This is a genomic window from Brevibacterium sp. 'Marine' (assembly GCF_012844365.1).
Lineage (GTDB): Bacteria > Actinomycetota > Actinomycetes > Actinomycetales > Brevibacteriaceae > Brevibacterium.
Genome location: NZ_CP051626.1, coordinates 1,512,270 through 1,529,808, shown reverse-complemented (window position 1 = coordinate 1,529,808; position 17,539 = coordinate 1,512,270). Strand labels below are relative to the sequence as shown.

Sequence of the window (17,539 nt, the reverse complement as noted above, 5' to 3'; positions counted from 1 at the left end):
GTTCACCTTATGACCTCGGCAGGGGTCGGGGACAGTCCGGGACCTGCCAGTCAGGTGAAGAGGCTGACTCCGCCCGGCCCCACGAGGCAGCCGACGACGATGAGGACGATGCCCCACAGCAGCTGTTTGCGGAAGATCGCAAAGATGCCGGAGATGACGAGGATCGCTGCGATGATCCAGAGGACGAAAGCCATTTGAGCTCCTATTTCCATGTGAGACACCTCGGTCGAGGATGGTTCATCCTTGCACAGAAGAACGGGCGAAATGCGGCCTTCTTCGCCAACACGCCGGTTCGCCGGCAATCGTGACCGGCCCATGACTCTCACGGTGATTCTCGCCCCTGTCCCACCGATAGCCTCCCTGTGCGGCTGATCCGTGCCGGCATCGTCTATGGTGAATGTTCAGAGTCTGTCACGTCGATCACACCCGCAGGAACGCTTGCCGGTGCCTGAGGAAGGAGGCTTGTTGTGACCAAGCCACGGACCGACGCCTCTGCGAACACAGGCACGGGCAACGTCAGCGGCACCGGTGATACCGGATTCGGGACCGGGCCCCTGTCCGGCGCCGTACGCAGCGGAACCGTGGCAGCATCTCTTCTGGCCGCCTCGGCGATCACCTCTCTGATCCTCAACCCGGCGCTGGTGACAGTGCTCGCCGTGGTCGCGGTCGCGGCAGTCGGCATCGGTCCGCGCCTGCGTCGGGGGCGGCCGTGGACGCCGGCTGATACGGTCACGGTTTGCCGACTGGGCCTGGTCATCGTCTGCACCTCCCTGATCATCCACTCTCAGCCCGGTCTGAACTGGTCCGCTGTGGTCGTCGGTTCACTCGCTCTCGCCCTTGACGGACTCGACGGATTCGTGGCTCGCCGCACCCAGGTCACTGAGGCGGGCGCCGGATTCGACGAGACGGTCGATGCCCTGTTCATCCTCGTTCTCGCGCTCGCGCTCGTACCGTTGTGGGGGTGGTGGACGGTATTGCCGGGCATGTACTACTACGTCTTCCGCTTCATCACGGCGTTCCGTCCCCAGTGGCAGCAGCGGTTGCCGTTTTCGCAGATGCGCAAGGTAGTGGCCGCGGCGCAGGGCATCCTTCTCATCACGGCAGCCTCTCCCCTGGCCCAAGCCCACGATTGGATCGGCTTTGGGGCGGCCGGGCTGGCCTTGACCGCGCTGACCTGGTCGTTCGGCCGCGACATCGTCTGGCTCGAGCGACATGCACGATGACCGTTATCTTTCTTCCTATACTGCTGGCATGACGTCGACGCGCACCAGCACCGGCTCCCAACGCTTCGTGGCGGGCCCGGTGAGTTCGCTGCCCACGAAGCATGGGACATTCGCAATCAGGTCGTTCACCGTCGCCGCAGTCACCCACACGGTCTTGACGATCGGCGAGCCGGCCGAATGTGCCCGACCGCTGGTGCGCGTGCACAGCGAATGCCTCACCGGCGACGCTCTGGGCTCGTTCCGGTGCGACTGCGGGGACCAGCTCGATGCCGCCTTGGCCGAAATCGCCGCCGAGGGGCACGGAATACTTGTCTACATGTCCGGGCATGAAGGCCGGGGAATCGGACTGGCCGCGAAGCTGCAGGCGTATGCGCTCCAAGACGACGGTATGGACACCGTTGCCGCCAATCGAGCACTCGGTCTGCCCGACGATGCCCGTGACTACACGGCAGCGGCGGAGATTCTGCGCGAACTCGGCTGCTCGCGCATCCGCTTGCTGACCTCGAATCCGAGCAAACAGCTTGCGCTCGAGGAACTGGGCATCGACGTCGCCGATCGGGTTCGTCTGCCCGTGCCCGAACGCCCCGAGAACAGCGCCTACATCAGCAGCAAACGACAGCGGATGAACCATGATGCGCCGCCCGAAAGCGATGCGGGGCAGTCCCCTGTCAACCTGTCGGGATTCGGTGAGGACATCTATGCTTCATTGGCCGCGAACCAGGAGGTCGTCGCCCAGCTCGCACAGAGTCAGGACGGATTCATCGCAACTCGCACCGGTGATGCCTGCTTCGTCTCCGGAACCACGGATCGCACCCATCTGCACCGGATCCGCGCGCATGTGGGCACGGTCCTCGTCGGCGCCCAGACCGTCATCGCCGATGATCCGCAACTGACTGTGCGTGCGGTGCCCGGCACTGACCCTGTCCGCGTCGTCCTCGATCCGCACGCCCGGGTGCCGGTCACGTCAACGGTGCTGAGCACCGGTCCGACACCGACCTTGTGGCTGATCGGCGCCGAGGCGGCCCCCAGTTCGCACGTCGGTGGTCACGTCCGTGTGATCCGTCTTCCCTCCTCGGCGTCCCCGCAGGACATCATCGCCGTCGTCCGTGGCCAGGTGGCCGGGTCCGTCCTCGTCGAGGGTGGCGGACGCACGGTCTCATCGTTTCTTGCCGCGGGTGCTCTCGACCGGCTGTTCCTCACCACCGCTCCGGTCTTCATCGGCGATGGTGTGCCGGGCATCCGCTTCCAGGGCTCCGAGGTGATGGCGCAAGCTCTGCGGACACCGTTCCGTCGATTCGAACTCGGTGAGGATATGTGCACCGAATATCTGCTCAGTCAGGCTGCGGTTGCCCATTCGCAGCCGAGTCCGGGCGTGCAGGAACCTGCTTCTGTCGAGTCCCCGCAGTCCACACAGTGACGATTCCGGGCAAGGTGGAGATCGCCGCGAGCAGACCGTAGCCGGTCGAGGCCATCACCGCGGTCTCCATCGACACAGAGATTCCGGCCGCGATGAGACTGACGCTGAGTTCGCGCACGCCCCATCCTCCGACACCGATCGGGATGCTCATCGCAGCGAGTCCGACGACCGCGAGCACCGGCACGACAGGTCCCCCGAGCGCCGCCATGGCGATAACGAAGAGCATGAAGAGGGCCGCAATGCCCAGTGCCGAGGATGCCCAGATGGTGAGGGTGCGCCGCCAGTCCATTCCGCGAGTTCCCCACACGGAGATGACCAGGGTGGCGACGGAGACGGCTGCGGCCATGAGTGCCAGTCGGCCGGAGACGTCGATGAGACAGAGGGCGGCGGTGGCGAAGAGCAGCGTCGTCGTGCTCAATCGTTCGGCTCCGACGGCAGCCAGCGGTGACAGCCACTTCTTCGGCCCGGTGTGACGGTAGACGGCGACTCGGGCCGCATCACCGCCGAGTCCGCCGGGCAGGACCATGTTCAGCAGCGACGAGGAGTAGCAGTCGGCGAGCGCCCGTGACCACGTGATGGCGGTGCCTCTGTGCGCGAGCAGCAGAGTCCAGCGCAGCGCCTGGGCACCGGTCATGATGAATCCGCAGGCGAGTGCGGCCAAGACCGTCCAGACGTTGAGGACCTGCCATCCGTCCAAGAGCGCTTGAGCACCGACGACTCGCACCGTCAGCGCCAGCAGCGCGACGGTGATGGCGAACATAAGTGCCCTCTTCGCCCAGGTCACGTCACTGTGGTCCCGATCGGGTGGGCTGAGGGTTCGCAGGGGTCTCCTGCTCTCCAGCGCTTTCGGCTGCGTCGATGAGCACATCGCGGTGGTCGACTCTGACCCGCAGCCCCGAGTCCAACTGTGACTGCTTCTGCGTCCACCATGCTTGTGCGGCTTCGGCCAGTGCGGGATCTTCGTCGACCGCTGCATCGAGGCGTTCGGAGAGGAATCTGCTGAGGAAGGTCCGGTCAGCTGGGGCCTCGAGTCGCCAGGGGCTGGGGCCTTCGACGGCGGTGAGTCCGTTTCTGCGCGCGAGGCTCATGAGATGTTCGGGAGCATGGTGGCCCAGCCTTCCATCGCGGTGCTGGTGGGCGGTGAATGCCGCATCGATGGCTGCGTCGTGAGGATGGGCCGGCTCGAGTGTCCACCCGCCGACGAGGCTGAGCAGGAACAGTCCGAGGCCGTCGTGGTCGGTGAGAGTGCGAACGACGGCGGTGAGGTCTGTTTCGGTGAGGACGTCGAGGAGGGCGCTGCAGGTGAGCAGCAGCTTCGATCCCTGAAACTCCGAAGCAGAGAGCAGCTCGGTGCTGAGGGCCGGGAGCGCGGCGATCGGGGCACAGACTGTGCGGGCGTGCGGAAGGGCCGCTGCCGCGAGGTCAAGGGAGGTTTCATCGGAGTCGAGGAGGACCCAGTTGATCTCCCAGTCGGACAGGCGAGCGCGCAGAACAGCGTCGAACCACTGTGACGAGTTTCCGGTGCCGGCTCCGATGTCGATGGTGAGCAGTGACTTCGTGCCCGGCTCTGTTCCATCCCGAAGTCGGGCCACTGCGTCATCGAGCAGTTGCAGCGACTCCTGACGAGCCGCGTCATCGACGGGACGGCGCAGGTCCAGCCAGTCGGGTTCAGCCGCAGTCACAAGCTGCTCCTCTGCTTTTTGTCCGCCGCGGCGGGCTGTCCCAGCTGTTCTGCCGAGGCAGGTGGTGCGGTCGGATGTGAGTGCTCGGCGGTGACGCGCAGGACCGCGGCGGCGGTATCGGTCCAGGAACGAATGGCGTTGGCACGATTCCGGCGAGCGTCCTCGGCGAGGTCGGTGCGGAACTCGTCGTCGGTCAGCCAGCGGTGCAGTGACTGTGTCCATGCGCTGACGGTGCGAGGCAGGCCGAGTCCGGCTCCCAGGGGCTCTTCGGCTCCGGTTCCGGCGGTGACGAAGGCTGGGATTCCGGCGGCCGCTGCCTCGGCAACGACCATCCCAAAGGCCTCCGAGCATGAGGGCAGAAGCAGCAAATCGGCGTTGCCGTACAAGGCGCCGATCTCGGCCCGGCTGAGTTCGCCGACGATGTCGGCTCTGCCCGCGGGCAGGGCACGGCAGGCTGTCTGCAGCCGACGAGCGTATTCTGCGTCCACGAGCGGGCCGGCGAAGGTGACCCGCCACGGCTGTTCCGCGGCCGCCTCTTCGTGTGCTTCATCCTGCGCACGGACTTCGGATACCACTGGTTCCCCGGCCATCAGCTCTGTCAGAGCTTCGACGATGAGCAGCTGTCCTTTGTTCTCTTCGATGGCGCCGATGCACACGAAATGGGCTCCTCCACCGCCTGAGCTCTGTGGGCGTGCCGGGTTTCCGGGCACGGCCGCCTCGGCGCGGATCCCGTAGCGGGATTCCAGGCCCGCGGCGGTGAACCGGCTCGTGGTGATGACTGCGGGTGCGGCGCTGATGGCCTGCCATTCGCGGTCGCGGGCGGCACTGTCGTCGGCGTCTGCCAGGCAATGGATGAGCGGGATGAGCGGGATGAGCGGACCCTGCCCTCTGCGATATTTGTGCGCAGGGTCGGTCACCACCTCGGGCAGTGCGGTGGCGATGAGCCCGTCGAGGAGGACGGGCCCGGTCACTGCGTCGAGGACATCGTCCACGGCTGCGGACTCGGCCGGTCCCGGATCGGCCCAGGAACCGGGCACCGAATGGAGCACGACCTGGTCTCCGGCCGCCTCGGCGAGCGCTCGATTGTACGCCGATCCCCCGCTGATGCGGCCGAGATCGGGTTCGATGAGGTGGAGGCTCACGCCCGCTCCGGGACGGTGTACGTGATCGCTGCGCGCGGATTCTCCTGCAGTTCGATGCTGATGCCGATCTCTGGGCGGTCCGCCAGGGATGCGGCCAGGCGCTTTCCGATGTATTCGGCGACGGCTTCGGTCGTGCTCAGCTTCCCTGCGAAGTCCGGGTGTTCGTCGAGGTTCGCATAGCGCAGATGGGTCAGAGCCGCGTCGAGCAGGCTCATGGCCTCACCGATGTCGAGGACGACGGAATGCTCGTCCAGGCTCGGGCGGGTGAAGGTCGCCGAGACTTCGAGAGTGGCACCATGGACGCCTTGGGCGGGTCCGAAGAATTCGTCGGGCAGACTGTGGGCGATCATCACATGGTCGTTGACCGTGAGTCCGAACATCGTCTTCTCTTTCCTCTCGGGGTACCGGTTGGGTGCTTCGCCGCCGGGCTGCGGATGTGTGAGGTTCAACGCGTCCGCGGTGCCCGGGAATCGGTCAGCGGGCGTGGGCGCCCGTGTAGTCGATGACATGACAGAGTGCGACCTGGGCGAGGTTGCTGCTGCAGCCGTCGCCGTCACTGCCGCCGCTGAGTTCGTCCATGACCCTCGGCAGCTCCGTCCAATCGGAGACTCCGGTGATCAGGGAATCGAAGCGATCATCGTTCAGGGCTGCCAGCGCCGCACTCATCCGTTGGGCCCTGGTGCGGCGTGCTCGGTGTCCGGCGGCGACCTCGCCGACCTGTGAGGCGATGATGCTCAGTCGGCGGGCGTGGAAGTCTGCGCCGAGCGGCACGCTTGGGCTGTCGCTGCCGTACCAGGATGCTTCGATCACAGTGCCGTCGTCGCCGGTGATCTCGAGTCCCCGGGCCAGTCCTGCCTGGTTCCCTGAGGTATGGATGACAAGGTCACAGTCGGAGCACGCATCGTCAGGCGCGACCGCGGTGAAGCCGAGGTCAGTCAACAGTGCGCGCCTGTGCGGGTCGATTTCGACGACTTCAAGACGGTCGAGCGGCATCCGGGTTGCCAGCAGTGCGGTGGCTGTGCCGATCATGCCCGCACCGATGACGGCGACGCGGTCGGCGAAGCGCGGCGGTTGGTGCCAAAGGATGTTGAGGCCGGTTTCGACAGCGCCGGCCAACAGCGCCCGGTGGTCGTCGATGCCGTCGGGAATGAGGTGGACATCCTCGGTGGTCACAATGTGGTGGGAGTGGTGCGGCAGCAGGCCGAAGACGCGAGCGCCGATCCAGTCCCGCGGACCTTCATCGACGACGCCGACGCCGAGGTAGCCGTACGACACCGGGAATGGGAAGTCCCCGAGCTGGTGAGGAGCCCGCATCAGGTTTTCCACGCGGGTGGGGATGCGGCCGGTGTGGACGAGTGTTTCTGTGCCTTTCGACACCGCCGAGGCGGTGGTGGTGACCCGCAGCTCGATCCCCGAGTCGGGGTCCGCGTGTGGGGTGGGCACTTCACGCCAGCCCCCTCGTCGGGCGGCTTCGGTCCAGTACTGCCAAGCCATAACTCGATCGTACAGGTGCCCCTGCCCTGCCGTGGCCCGGCGACGCCTGTGATAGCCGGCGACCGAACCACTACCCTGGCCCCATGACTGATTTCCTCAAACTGCGGAAGTCCGCCCCGGACGGCTTCTTCGCCGCCGAGGCCGCCGGGCTGAGATGGTTGGCCGAACCGGGGGTGGTCCCGGTCGTCGAAGTGCTCGAGCACGGGCCGGATTTTCTGCGGCTGCGCCGTCTCGAAGAAACAGGTCCCGACGCCGAGGCGGCCGCCGCCTTCGGTCGCGACCTCGCTCGGCTCCACGATGCCGGTGCTCCCGGTTTCGGTTGGTCACCGGCCCCGCAGGCATTCTTCGGCCCCCTCGACAACCCTTTCGAAGTTCGCGCCGAGCCCGTCGGCGACTTCTCCGGCTATTGGGTCGAGCAGCGTCTGCGCCCACTGGTCACGGCGGTTGCCGGGGATCTCAAAGGTGAGGATCGGACCATGGTCGCCTCGGCGCTCGATGCCATCGCGTCGGGAGCCTTCGCCGGAATCTGCGGTGAAGGTGAGGAGGCACCGGCGCGCGTCCACGGCGATCTGTGGGCGGGGAATCTTATGTGGACACCGACCGGCGTCACTCTCATCGATCCGGCCGCACACGGCGGTCACCGGCTGGAAGACCTCGCCCTGCTCGCGCTCTTCGGCACCCCGTTTCTCGAAGAGATCTTCTCCGGCTACGAACGGACCCACCCGATGCCGGCCGGCTGGCGGGAGGACCTGCCGGCGCACAGCTTCTTCGCTCTGCTCGCTCATATCCTTCTGTTCGGTCGAGGTTTCCTCGGGCGGACGATCAGTGCCGCCCGGTCAGTCATCGCCCGGGCGGCACAGCTGGATCGGTGAGGTCACTGCAAGGAGATCTCCACCGGGTCGGAGAATATCCCGCCTGAGAAGGTCAGTATGTTCGGGTCAGCATCTTCGGGCACGTCGAAGACGAGGACGCCTTCAGCGGTGTTTCCGGGATTGATCTCTTCGAGGAAGAGGATGTTGTTCTCGGCCGCATAGATGCCGGCTTCTGAATCCGCAGAGTAGGTGTTGCCGGCATCATCACCGAGTTTGATGTCGTCTTCGAAGAAGAAGTTCGGATCCGATCCGGTGTTCTTCACCGACAGTTCGATCTGGACGAACTGTCCCTGTGCCTGGGCGTTGAGGAATTCGTCGCCGACCTGTGAGACACCATCGTCGACCTTGGCGACGGTGATCTCCCAGTCATCGGCGGCCACGGTGTCTCCGATACCGTATGAAGCTTCTTCGGCAGGCTTGTCCGCGGCTTCCTTCTCAGCGGCCTCATTCTCCGCAGGCTCCCCCGACTGCTGAGCGTCGGCCGAACCGCCCTCCGCAGTACCGGTGTCGTCTCCCCCGCCTCCGATCGCGCTGGCAACGGCGATGATGGCGATGACGACGAGCAGCCAGAACCACCAGCGCTTCAGCAGCGGCTTCTTCTGCTTCGGCGGCTTCTGCCCGTAGGGCTGCTGCTGCGAATAGCCGGCGGCTCCGTAGGCTGGTGCGTTCTGTTTGGGTGCCCATTGCTGGGGGTCGAAGTTATGGGCTGGCTGCTGGTGGTGGGTGTTGTGAGGGGGCTGGTGCTGCGGGGACCATTGGTGCTGAGGCTGTGGTGACTGCGGCTGGTGCGGGGTGTTCTGGGGATTCCGCGAGTGGGACATGACGCTCCTTCGAAGCTGGATCTGGCTGACTGCTCCAGCTTCGTCCGTTCCGAGCCCCGGCACGTCCGCAATCGGGCTGGATCACTCCAGCCGATCGGTTGACTTCGTCCAGCCTGAAGGTGGACTACGTGTGTCAGCCCTCGCGGTTACGATTCTCTTGTGTCAGAACAATCCGTCCCTCGCCGCAGAATCCCGCGCGGAGTGCGCATCGCCGGGAGCATCCTCGTCGGCGTCATTGCCTACCTCTTCGGGTTCCTCACCTCGTCGATGGCGGTGACGGCGAACGCCTGGGCCTTCTCCGACGGCGAACTCAACGACACCGGGCTCGTGGCCATCCTGCTGCTGTTCTTCGTGTGGGGGCTCGTCTTCCTTCGACACCGATGGCCATGGGTGCCCTTCATCGCGGGCGGACTGCTCACAGCGGGATGGGGCGATGCGCTGATGCTGCTCATTGCGGTCTTCCACCTCGTCATCCGAGCACCGAGGCGGCAGGCGATCACCGCCTCGGCGGTGGGCACCGGACTGATCGCGTTCTCCACGTTGAGGATGTGTCTGGCACCGGTCGAGCACAATCCCTTCAGCATCTTCTTCCTGCCCGACCCCGCGCAGGTCACGGGCCTCGAGGCGACCATCCCGCCGGAGGATTCGCACTTGGCGATCAGAATCATCACGATCGCGGCCGGAGTCATCGGGTTGTGTACGGCCCTGGGCGTCGGCGCGCTGCTGCGGCGGACTCGTCGGATGAGAGCGGTCGAATCGATCGCCGAACGTGAAGCCCTGCGCAATGAGTCACTCACCGCCGAGATCGCGCGGCAGTCCGAACGAGAGCTCTTGGCACGCGAGCTTCACGACACGCTCTCCCACCGGCTGTCGGTGATCTCTCTGCACACCGGTGCCCTTGAGGTCGGAGCAGGCACCGACCCCGAAGTCGCGTCGACGGCGTCTGCCCTGCGGGAGGAGGCCCGTGCGTCCATGGAGGATCTGCGCCATCTTGTCGGTGGCGTGAGGAACGGCAATCTGGCTTCTCCGCGACCGGGCCCTGGCAGCTCCTCACCGCCGAGCCGCGCGACGATGTCAGCGATTCCTGAGCTCATCTCCTCCGTGACCTCCACCGGTACGATCATCCGTCCTCTCGTCGTCATCCAGGACGTGGAATCATGTCCGCCTGCGCTCGACCGTGCGGCCTATCGCATTGTTCAGGAGGCTCTGACGAACGCGATGAAACATGCACCGAACCTGCCGGTGACAGTGGACGTCGCCGTCTCGGCAGCTCGCGGAATCCAGATCTCGGTGAGCAATCCGCTTCCTCGTGGTTCAGGTTCGGTCGGTGTTCCGCCTCGTCCTCGATACGCACCGGACTCGGCGCGGGAGCCCGGTGCCGGTGTGCCCGCTCACGGGTGGGCGCCGCCCGGGTCGAATCCGGTGCCGCAGGGAGCTCACCTGGGGTCGACCGGGTCGGGCTCCGGGCTGATCGGCATCCGGGAGCGCGCAGCGATGTTCGGCGGCGAAGCCTCGATCGGGGTGGTCGGCAATGAGTTCCGTGTGCAGGTGAGCTTCCGATCCTTCATCCCTCCGAACTGATTTGCACCCGGTTCGGGCCGAGTGGGATCTCGCCGGACTGATTCGCGTCCTGTCGGATCGTCGGCCGACAATCGCCGAACGGTCGATGTGGAACTGGGACTTCAGCACCGCGACGAGCCGTGACAGTGGCCTCGGGTATTGTGACGTTCATGAACCAAACCGCCCCGATCCGAGTCATGGTCGTCGATGATGACCCCATGGTCATCACCGGGATCACGGGAATCCTCCAGGTGGCCGACGACATCGACGTCGTCGCTTCGGCATTGAACGGGGAAGAGTCCATCGAGAAGGTGTCTCGGCACTTTCCCGATGTTGTGCTCATGGACATCCGGATGCCGGGAATCGGCGGGATCGAGGCCACGCAGCGTCTGCTCAACAGCGTACGACCGCCGAAAGTGGTGTCCCTGACGAGCATGAGCAGTGACGATCACCTCTTCAAGGCGCTCGAGGCGGGGGCAGCCGGATACCTGCTCAAAGACATCGGCCCTGTGGAACTCGCCGCCGCAGTCCGCAAGGTCCACGCCGGTGAGCCCATTCTCGCCCCGCAGTCCATGCGGCAGGTCATCGCCAAAGTCAGGTCGAGTTCCGATCATCGTCTGCAGCAGGAAGCCGTGGCACTGCTGTCGGAACTCACCGACCGCGAGCGGCAGGTCGCCGACCTCGTGGCCGAAGGTCTGTCGAATCAGCAGATCGCCGAGGAGACATTCATGAGTCTGGCCACGGTCAAGACTCACCTCAATCGGATCAACGTCAAGCTGGACACGAATAATCGCGTGCGCATCGCCACGATGGTGGTCAGGGCTCAGAAAGGCTGAAGCCCGCCAGTCGGCCCAGACCGGCCTATTCAGCGTTTCTCGATCCGCCACATCCCGGAGCTCTGCTCGTCTTCGTTCGCCACTGACAGGTCGATGCCCTTCCTGTCACGGACCAGCGACACCGCCAGCAGTGAGATACCCGCCATGACCAGCAGGTAGAGCGACACCGAGGCGGTGGTCCCTGTCGCCTGCAGCAGCCCCTGGGCGATCGTCGGGGCAAATGCCCCACCGAGGACGGCGCCCAAGGCGTAGGAGATGGCCACTCCGCTGAACCTGATCGAGGCGGGGAAGAGTTCGACATAGAGGGCAGCCTGCGGACCGTATGAGAGTCCCAGCCCGATGGAGAAGACTCCCAGTGCCAGATACAGCAGGCCGAGGTTTCCGGTGTCGATGAGCCAGAACAGTGGGAAGGCCGTGATGATGAGGATGATGAAGCCGATGACGTAGGTCTTCACCCGGCCGATGAGATCGGCCAACAGCCCCGAAGCCGCTGTGGAGATCAGCCAGATGAACGATCCGAACGTGATGGCCAGCAGCACATCCGTCTGGTCGAAGCCGACGGGGTCGGTCGCATATTTCGTGACGAATCCGCCGGTCGTCATGTACCCGCTGGCGTTGTTGCCGGCGAAGATCAGCGCGGCGACGAGAACCAGGGGAAGGTGCTTCTTGAGGAGCACGAGGATCGGAGCCTTGCGTTTGGCGGTCTCGGCGTTCATCTCCTGGAACACCGGCGTGTCTTCCACGGCACGACGCACCCAGTAGCCGACACCGATGAGGACGACGGACAGTAGGAACGGGATTCGCCACCCCCATTCCATGAAGGCCTCACCCGGAGAGATCACACCGGTCATCAGGGCGATCACGCCGGAGGACAGCAGCATTCCCAGCGGAACGCCGAGCTGAGGGTATGAGCCGGCCCGTCCGCGTTTGTCAGCATCGGCGTGTTCGACGGCGAGAAGTGCCGCGCCGCCCCATTCTCCGCCTGCCGACAGCCCTTGGACGATGCGCAGAAGGATGAGCAGAACCGGTGCGGTGATGCCGATGGTCTCGTACGTGGGGATGAGTCCGATGAGCGCTGTCGCCACGCCCATCGTGACGAGGGTGACGACGAGGATGGCTCGACGCCCGAGCCGGTCGCCGAAATGCCCGGACAGGAATGCACCCAGAGGACGGAAGAGGAACGAGATGCCGATAGTGGCGAAGGCGAGCATCTGGCCGATGCCCTCCCCCGCCGGTGCGAAGTACAAATGCGCGAAGACGAGTGCCGCCGCCGTCGAATAGGTGAAGTAGTCGTACCACTCGATGGTGGTGCCGATGACGGCGGCGAAGGCGACTCTGCGCTGGTTCGTCTTCTGCGTCGGCGCCGTTGTCGCCGAGGCCGGTGTCTGTGTCATGTGAACGTCCTTGTTCGGTTGTGGTCGGTTTTCATCGTCCGGACTGGAGAGGTCGCCGTCAGACGGCAGCGAATGTGGTGCCGATTGTGGTGAGTACTCCTTCGGCCCACTCGCATGCCGCTTCGGATGCAGGCACGGCTCCGCCGGCATCGTGGCGGCCGTATTCGGCTTCCCGCACCGCGCCGCGCGCTTCGAGAGCTTCGGTGAGAAGCTCGCTTCCGCGCGAGTAGGTCCGTGTGTAGCTGGCATCGCCGAGGCCGAACATGGCGAAGCGGATTCCCTGGAGGTCGACGTCCCGAGCCTTCAGCGTCTGGTAGAAGTCGGTGGCCGATCTCGGCACGTCCCCATCGCCGTAGGTGGAGCAGACGATGAGATGGAACCGATCGGGGTCGAGATCCTCCGGAGAGACCTCTGCGAGATCGGTGATCTTCAGGTCGTCACGGTCGCCGAGGAAGGCGCCGATCTCCTCGGCGACGAGTTCGGCATTGCCCGATTCCGTTCCGAACAGAATCGTGACGGGTTGACCAGCGGCCAGGCTCGCCGAAGAATTCGCCGAGGTGGCCTGCAGCGACTCGTCCAAACTGAGGTCGCCGGCTGCTGCCATGAGTTCGGCTCGCGAGGTGATCTTGGACCTGCACCGTCCGGGTCCGGCACCGAGGCGCTCCTTGAGATCGATGCGCCGCCATGAAGCGAAGTCGGTGGCAAGGGCATGCGGAGTCAGTCCGGGAGCACCGGTTGTCACCGATCCGGCGTTCCGTTCTGCCGCGATCTGCGCGGCCAGGCTTCGTGCATCGGCCCGCTGGTCGGGAATGGTCCCTCTGCCGTTGCCTTTGAGCCAGCCGATCGCGAAGAGACCGTCACCGATCCTTCCGTCGCCGGGAATCGGTGAGACGGGGCAGATGCCCTGTCGGGCACTCGTCATCGGATCCCGGACGAATCCGATGGCGGTGATGACCGAGTCGACGTCGAGGCGGATGCTGTGGTCGCCGGCGCGCCGCAGCTCGACCCCGGACACGGCACCGTCGCCGGTGAGCGCCTCGGGAATGGTCTCGAACCACCAATGGACGTGGATCGCATCGTGTGCAGTCGGTGATCCCGAGGTGCGGGTGAGTTCGGCGAGCGCGTCGAGCTTCGCGTCTTTTCCGGGGACTCGCGTGGTGAGGTCGACACCGTGGAGTTCGTGGACAAGGCCCGGGACTCGTCCGACTTCGCGGATCATGACGGGATCGAATTTCGCCGTGCCGGCAGGTGAGCGGCCGATGATGTCGATCCGAGAGATGTTCCGTCGCAGTGGGGTGTAGGCGCTGTCGTCGATGTCGCTGCCGTCGAGTGCCTGGGCGTCGCAGCTGAGGAGCCGGAGCACATCGATGGCGACATTTCCCTGACCGATCACGGCCACTCGTGAACCGAGATCGGGAGTGTGGGTCCTGCCGTCATCTTCTCTCTCGTCGGGATGGCCGTTGAGCAGGCGGGTGATTCTGCCGGCCGAATAGACGTGCTTCAGGTCGGCACCGGGGATGTCGAGGGGACGGTCGTGGGACAGACCGCTTGCGAGGACCACCGAGTCGTAGCCGGACTTGAGTTCGTCCATGGTCACGTCGACGCCGAGTTCGGTGTTGCCGATGAATGTCGCACGGGGATCGGCGAAGAGGCGGTCGAACTGTGCGGAGACGGATTTCGTCCCCTGGTGATCGGCGGCCACTCCGTAACGCAGCAGTCCGTAGGGGACGGGAAGTCTGTCGAAGACGTCGACTCGACTTCCCGGCACTTGGCGGAGGATCTCCTTCGCAGAGAAGCAGCCGGACGGGCCGGCGCCGACGACGGCGATTCTCGGGCCTTCTGTGTCCGGCGCGGCACCGGCACCGTCCTGGGAACCGGAATCGGTTCGGTCATCGCTCTTGGTGCGGGAGATTCCGTAGTTCGGAGTGTCTTCTGCCGAGTCCCAGGTGACCGGAAGTCTGAGCATGCCGCGGAAGACCCAGCCGCCTATTCGAGTTTCTCGGGTGCGGTCGATGTCGAGTCCCTTGACGGAGTTGAAGAGCAGGGGAAGTGCCACCTCGGCGATCTCCGCCCGTGCCGCCCAGTTGCCCAGGCACACGTGCACACCTTTGCTGAAGGCCAGATGCGGTTTGACTTCACGGTGGATGTCGAAGCGATGCGCGTCGTCCCAGACGTCTTCGTCACGATTGGCCGAGAGCACGCAGATGCCCAATTTCGCACCCGCGGGAAGCAGTTTGCCGGCGAGTTCGGTTTCGCATGTGGTCTGGCGGGAGTACATCCCGATGGGAGCAACCCATCGGATGGTCTCTTCGAACACGGTCGGCCACAGTGCCGGGTCAGCGATCGCGGCTGCTCGCTGTTCGGGATTGTCGAACATGGCCAAGGCGGCGACGCCGAGGGCGTCGCGCGGTTCGTTGAGACCGCCGCCGATCGTCATCTTGATATTGGCCCGGATCTGCTCGATGGGCATCTGATCACCAGGCATGGACAGCAGCCCGGAGATCAGCGAGTCGTCGCGGTGGGTCAGGTGATATTCGAGCATCTCGTCGAGCGCGGCGTCGACTTCGTCGAAGGACTTCTTGCCCTTCGCCCAGACGTCGGGGTCATCGGCGTAGTTGCCGGTGGCGTCGATCATCGTCTGCGACCAGCGCTGCAGATCCGACTGGTCGGCGTTGTAGAGGCCGAGCATGCGGCGCAGCGTCTCACTCGCGTACGGAGCGGCGAAGTCCCAGATGAGATCTGCTCCGGGGCCCTTGCCGATGAGTTCGGCCAAGAGGTCCTCGGCGACCTCGCGGTACATCTTCGTCCAGACTCGTTTGACGTAGCCCGGTTTGAGGACCGGCTGCCAGGCACGTCGCTGTTCGTAGTGCATGGGATCGTCGCGGCGCAGCATCGAGTGCCCCATGGCTCGAATCTGCAGCGACCCTTCCTCGTCTGCGGAGAAGACTTCCTGGTCGTGCTCGGTGGCACTGACGGCTTCGTAGCTGGTGATGAGATAGCGGTTGACCGCAGGAACCCAATGCACGCCGCCCTCGGCGCGCAGACGTTCATAGATCGGGAACGGGTCATCGTAGAGCTCGGGGATCGTCACCCAGTCGGCGACCGGGATCGCCGAAGCTGTGTGGTTCGCCCTTTCGGATTCAGTGGGGGCATGCAGTTGAGAAGTCATCGCCGTCTCCTCTTCGTCGAGTGTATCTGTGAGGCTGTTCACATCAGTATGTGCACTACGCTTAGAAAGGAAAAGCGGAATTAACCGGACAACTAAATCGGATTAGCGAATATGAACTCTGACCAGCCACCGAATTTCACACTGCGACAGCTGTCCTATCTGATGACGGCTGCTCGATTGGGGACGATCTCGGCTGCGGCGCGGGAGCTGCACGTGTCGTCGTCCGCAATCTCCGACGCCATCACCACGCTTGAACACGAGCTGCAGTCTCAGCTGTGCATTCGGCGGAAGTCGCAGGGTCTGGTGCTCACGGCCGCGGGCCGACAGGTCCTCGACAAGGCCCGCCCTCTGCTGGCCGATGCACGTGACCTCGAGCTTCAGCTGAAGACGACGAACGGCGAACTCGCCGGCCCGATCACCATCGGCTGCTATCCGACATTGGCACCGATGATCCTCCCGGTCCTGCTCGATGGATTCGGGCGACTGCACTCGAAGGTGAGCCTCGAGATCATCGAGAACACACAGGATCTGCTGGTCGGCAAACTCGACTCGGGCGAGATCGATCTGGCCTTCGTCTACGAGACCCTCGTCCCGGGCACACCGAACCGCGCCCAGCTCTTCGCTCAGCCGGCACACGTCGTCCTGGCCGCCGATGATGAGTTCGCAGATCGGGAGATGATACGACTCGAGGACCTCGAGAGGAGGGACCTCATCCTGCTCGATTCGCCTCCGTCGAGTCACCACACCCTGTCGATGTTCGCTGAACGACAGCTGCACCCGACGATCCGCCACCGCACGACGAGCTACGAGGTGGTCCGGACACTCGTCGCGCGTGGGCTCGGATACGGAATACTGGTCCAACGACTGTCGAACTCGAACAGCTACGAAGATCTGCCGCTCATCGTCAAAGAGATCGAGCCCGCAGTGAAGCCGGTCAGCGTCGAGGTGATCTGGCCCGCACACACGACCATCGCACCCAGGGTGCAGGCGCTCATCGAATTCGCCTTGGCGCAGGAGTGGATCTGAGACCAGACACCCTGTCCCTGTGGGCGGAGATACCGCCGATGCAACTCGCTTACTCCAAAGTGCCCGCGAAGAAATCATCGACCACGGACGCCTCCGTTCGGCTCATCTGATCATTGAGGTCTTTGAACAGTCGCGCCTGCCTCGTTCCCGGCCAGCCCTCCGGCAGCAGCTGAGCGGGAAGCTGCGGGTCCGCCCGAGTCAATCCCAACCACTCGCACTGCAGCTTCACTCGTGCCACTAATGCCTCCACCGGCGAGGCCGATTCCGGGTCATACTGACCCCACCTGTCGCCGAACGCAGCGTACTCTGCGGACAGTTCATCCAGATCGAAAGCTCCAACGAGCTGGTCGTCGGTCGTCGGGGGTTGCGGCTTGCCGCAGATAACGATCGGTGAGACCCCAGCCCGCCCCAAATCAAGCGCAGACGGCAACTCTTGTTCCCCCGGCGCCACCCAAGTGCCACCGTCGACCTGGCCGAACCCCGCCCACGACAGCTGGGACCAGATCTTCTGCCGCAGCGATCTCCGCGCCTCGGGAACCTGTAACCTCACCATCGTCCAGTTACCGTCCCAGCTATCGGGCTGCCAGTCGGCGAACATCTTCCGACCTCCCTCGCCGAGGATCCGAGAGCCGGTCTCGGTCAACGTGTAAAACGTCTTCCTGCCCTGCTTACGACGGGCGACGAAGCCCTTGGCAGTCATTCGCTGAAGTACCGACCTTGCCGCGGTCTCACCGACACCGAGCCTCTTCATGACGAAAACGATCGAAGCTCCACTGAGAGGACGAGACGATCCAAGCAAATGCTCCCCGACGAGAGCAAAGAAAAGCGACTGCGGACGAAGGCTCATGCCCCGATTCTATGTGAGCCTTCCATTCGAAAGTGGCAATTACCCGCAAACTATTG

The 17,539-nt window shown here is 64.6% G+C and carries 16 protein-coding genes; 6 read left to right on the top strand and 10 right to left on the bottom strand.

Annotated features, from left to right (window positions below; translation table 11 throughout):
* Positions 1-50 precede the first annotated feature (50 nt).
* The gene (locus HF684_RS06775; RefSeq protein WP_167443931.1) at positions 51-194 is read right to left on the bottom strand and encodes a GPGG-motif small membrane protein; all 144 of its coding nucleotides are present in this window, start codon (positions 192-194) and stop codon (positions 51-53) included.
* Positions 195-467: 273 nt separating this feature from the next.
* Between HF684_RS06775 and HF684_RS06770 the strand changes: the two genes are divergently transcribed.
* Positions 468-1,223 carry a CDP-alcohol phosphatidyltransferase family protein gene (locus tag HF684_RS06770; protein ID WP_169251875.1) on the top strand — a complete coding sequence of 252 codons (756 nt, stop codon included), beginning with the start codon at positions 468-470 and terminating at the stop codon, positions 1,221-1,223.
* Positions 1,224-1,251: 28 nt separating this feature from the next.
* Positions 1,252-2,640, top strand: a complete 1,389-nt coding sequence (ribA, locus tag HF684_RS06765) for a GTP cyclohydrolase II RibA (RefSeq protein WP_169251874.1) — start codon at positions 1,252-1,254, stop codon at positions 2,638-2,640.
* Here the strand turns inward: ribA and HF684_RS06760 are convergent.
* The 5 genes from HF684_RS06760 to HF684_RS06740 form a co-directional block, all read right to left on the bottom strand.
* Positions 2,555-3,400, bottom strand: coding sequence for a lysylphosphatidylglycerol synthase transmembrane domain-containing protein (locus HF684_RS06760; RefSeq protein ID WP_169251873.1), 846 nt, complete (start codon positions 3,398-3,400; stop codon positions 2,555-2,557). The genes ribA and HF684_RS06760 overlap by 86 nt on opposite strands.
* A 25-nt stretch (positions 3,401-3,425) precedes the next feature.
* On the bottom strand, positions 3,426-4,322 hold the full coding sequence (locus HF684_RS06755; protein ID WP_169251872.1) for a hypothetical protein: 897 nt from the start codon (positions 4,320-4,322) through the stop codon (positions 3,426-3,428).
* Entirely contained in the window at positions 4,319-5,464 is a 1,146-nt protein-coding gene (locus tag HF684_RS06750) for a glycosyltransferase family 4 protein (protein ID WP_169251871.1), read from the bottom strand. Before HF684_RS06750 ends, HF684_RS06755 begins: the two co-directional genes overlap by 4 nt.
* The gene (locus HF684_RS06745; protein ID WP_169253801.1) at positions 5,461-5,844 is read right to left on the bottom strand and encodes a 6-carboxytetrahydropterin synthase; all 384 of its coding nucleotides are present in this window, start codon (positions 5,842-5,844) and stop codon (positions 5,461-5,463) included. Before HF684_RS06745 ends, HF684_RS06750 begins: the two co-directional genes overlap by 4 nt.
* Before the next feature lie 94 nt (positions 5,845-5,938).
* Positions 5,939-6,958 (bottom strand): zinc-binding alcohol dehydrogenase, encoded by a 1,020-nt coding sequence (locus tag HF684_RS06740; protein WP_169251870.1) that lies wholly within the window; start codon positions 6,956-6,958, stop codon positions 5,939-5,941.
* 83 nt (positions 6,959-7,041) lie between these two features.
* Here HF684_RS06740 and HF684_RS06735 point away from each other — a divergent pair, with 83 nt between their 5' ends.
* Positions 7,042-7,830, top strand: coding sequence for a fructosamine kinase family protein (locus tag HF684_RS06735; protein ID WP_169251869.1), 789 nt, complete (start codon positions 7,042-7,044; stop codon positions 7,828-7,830).
* 2 nt (positions 7,831-7,832) lie between these two features.
* On the opposite strand, the gene HF684_RS06730 is transcribed toward HF684_RS06735, so the two are convergent.
* Positions 7,833-8,651, bottom strand: coding sequence for a DUF4352 domain-containing protein (locus tag HF684_RS06730; protein ID WP_169251868.1), 819 nt, complete (start codon positions 8,649-8,651; stop codon positions 7,833-7,835).
* A gap of 159 nt (positions 8,652-8,810) precedes the next feature.
* Between HF684_RS06730 and HF684_RS06725 the strand changes: the two genes are divergently transcribed.
* Both HF684_RS06725 and HF684_RS06720 read left to right on the top strand, forming a co-directional pair.
* Positions 8,811-10,232, top strand: coding sequence for a histidine kinase (locus HF684_RS06725; RefSeq protein WP_248279147.1), 1,422 nt, complete (start codon positions 8,811-8,813; stop codon positions 10,230-10,232).
* A gap of 149 nt (positions 10,233-10,381) precedes the next feature.
* Positions 10,382-11,047, top strand: a complete 666-nt coding sequence (locus HF684_RS06720; protein ID WP_169251867.1) for a response regulator transcription factor — start codon at positions 10,382-10,384, stop codon at positions 11,045-11,047.
* Positions 11,048-11,076: 29 nt separating this feature from the next.
* On the opposite strand, the gene HF684_RS06715 is transcribed toward HF684_RS06720, so the two are convergent.
* Both HF684_RS06715 and HF684_RS06710 read right to left on the bottom strand, forming a co-directional pair.
* Entirely contained in the window at positions 11,077-12,441 is a 1,365-nt protein-coding gene (locus HF684_RS06715) for an MFS transporter (protein WP_169251866.1), read from the bottom strand.
* Positions 12,442-12,499: 58 nt separating this feature from the next.
* Positions 12,500-15,610: a cytochrome P450 gene (locus tag HF684_RS06710; protein WP_169251865.1), complete on the bottom strand. Its 3,111-nt coding sequence runs from the start codon at positions 15,608-15,610 to the stop codon at positions 12,500-12,502.
* Positions 15,611-15,721: 111 nt separating this feature from the next.
* Here HF684_RS06710 and HF684_RS06705 point away from each other — a divergent pair, with 111 nt between their 5' ends.
* On the top strand, positions 15,722-16,636 hold the full coding sequence (locus HF684_RS06705; RefSeq protein ID WP_169251864.1) for a LysR substrate-binding domain-containing protein: 915 nt from the start codon (positions 15,722-15,724) through the stop codon (positions 16,634-16,636).
* Positions 16,637-16,685: 49 nt separating this feature from the next.
* Here the strand turns inward: HF684_RS06705 and HF684_RS06700 are convergent, their stop codons facing one another.
* Positions 16,686-17,483, bottom strand: coding sequence for a PaaX family transcriptional regulator C-terminal domain-containing protein (locus tag HF684_RS06700; RefSeq protein ID WP_169251863.1), 798 nt, complete (start codon positions 17,481-17,483; stop codon positions 16,686-16,688).
* Positions 17,484-17,539 lie beyond the last annotated feature (56 nt).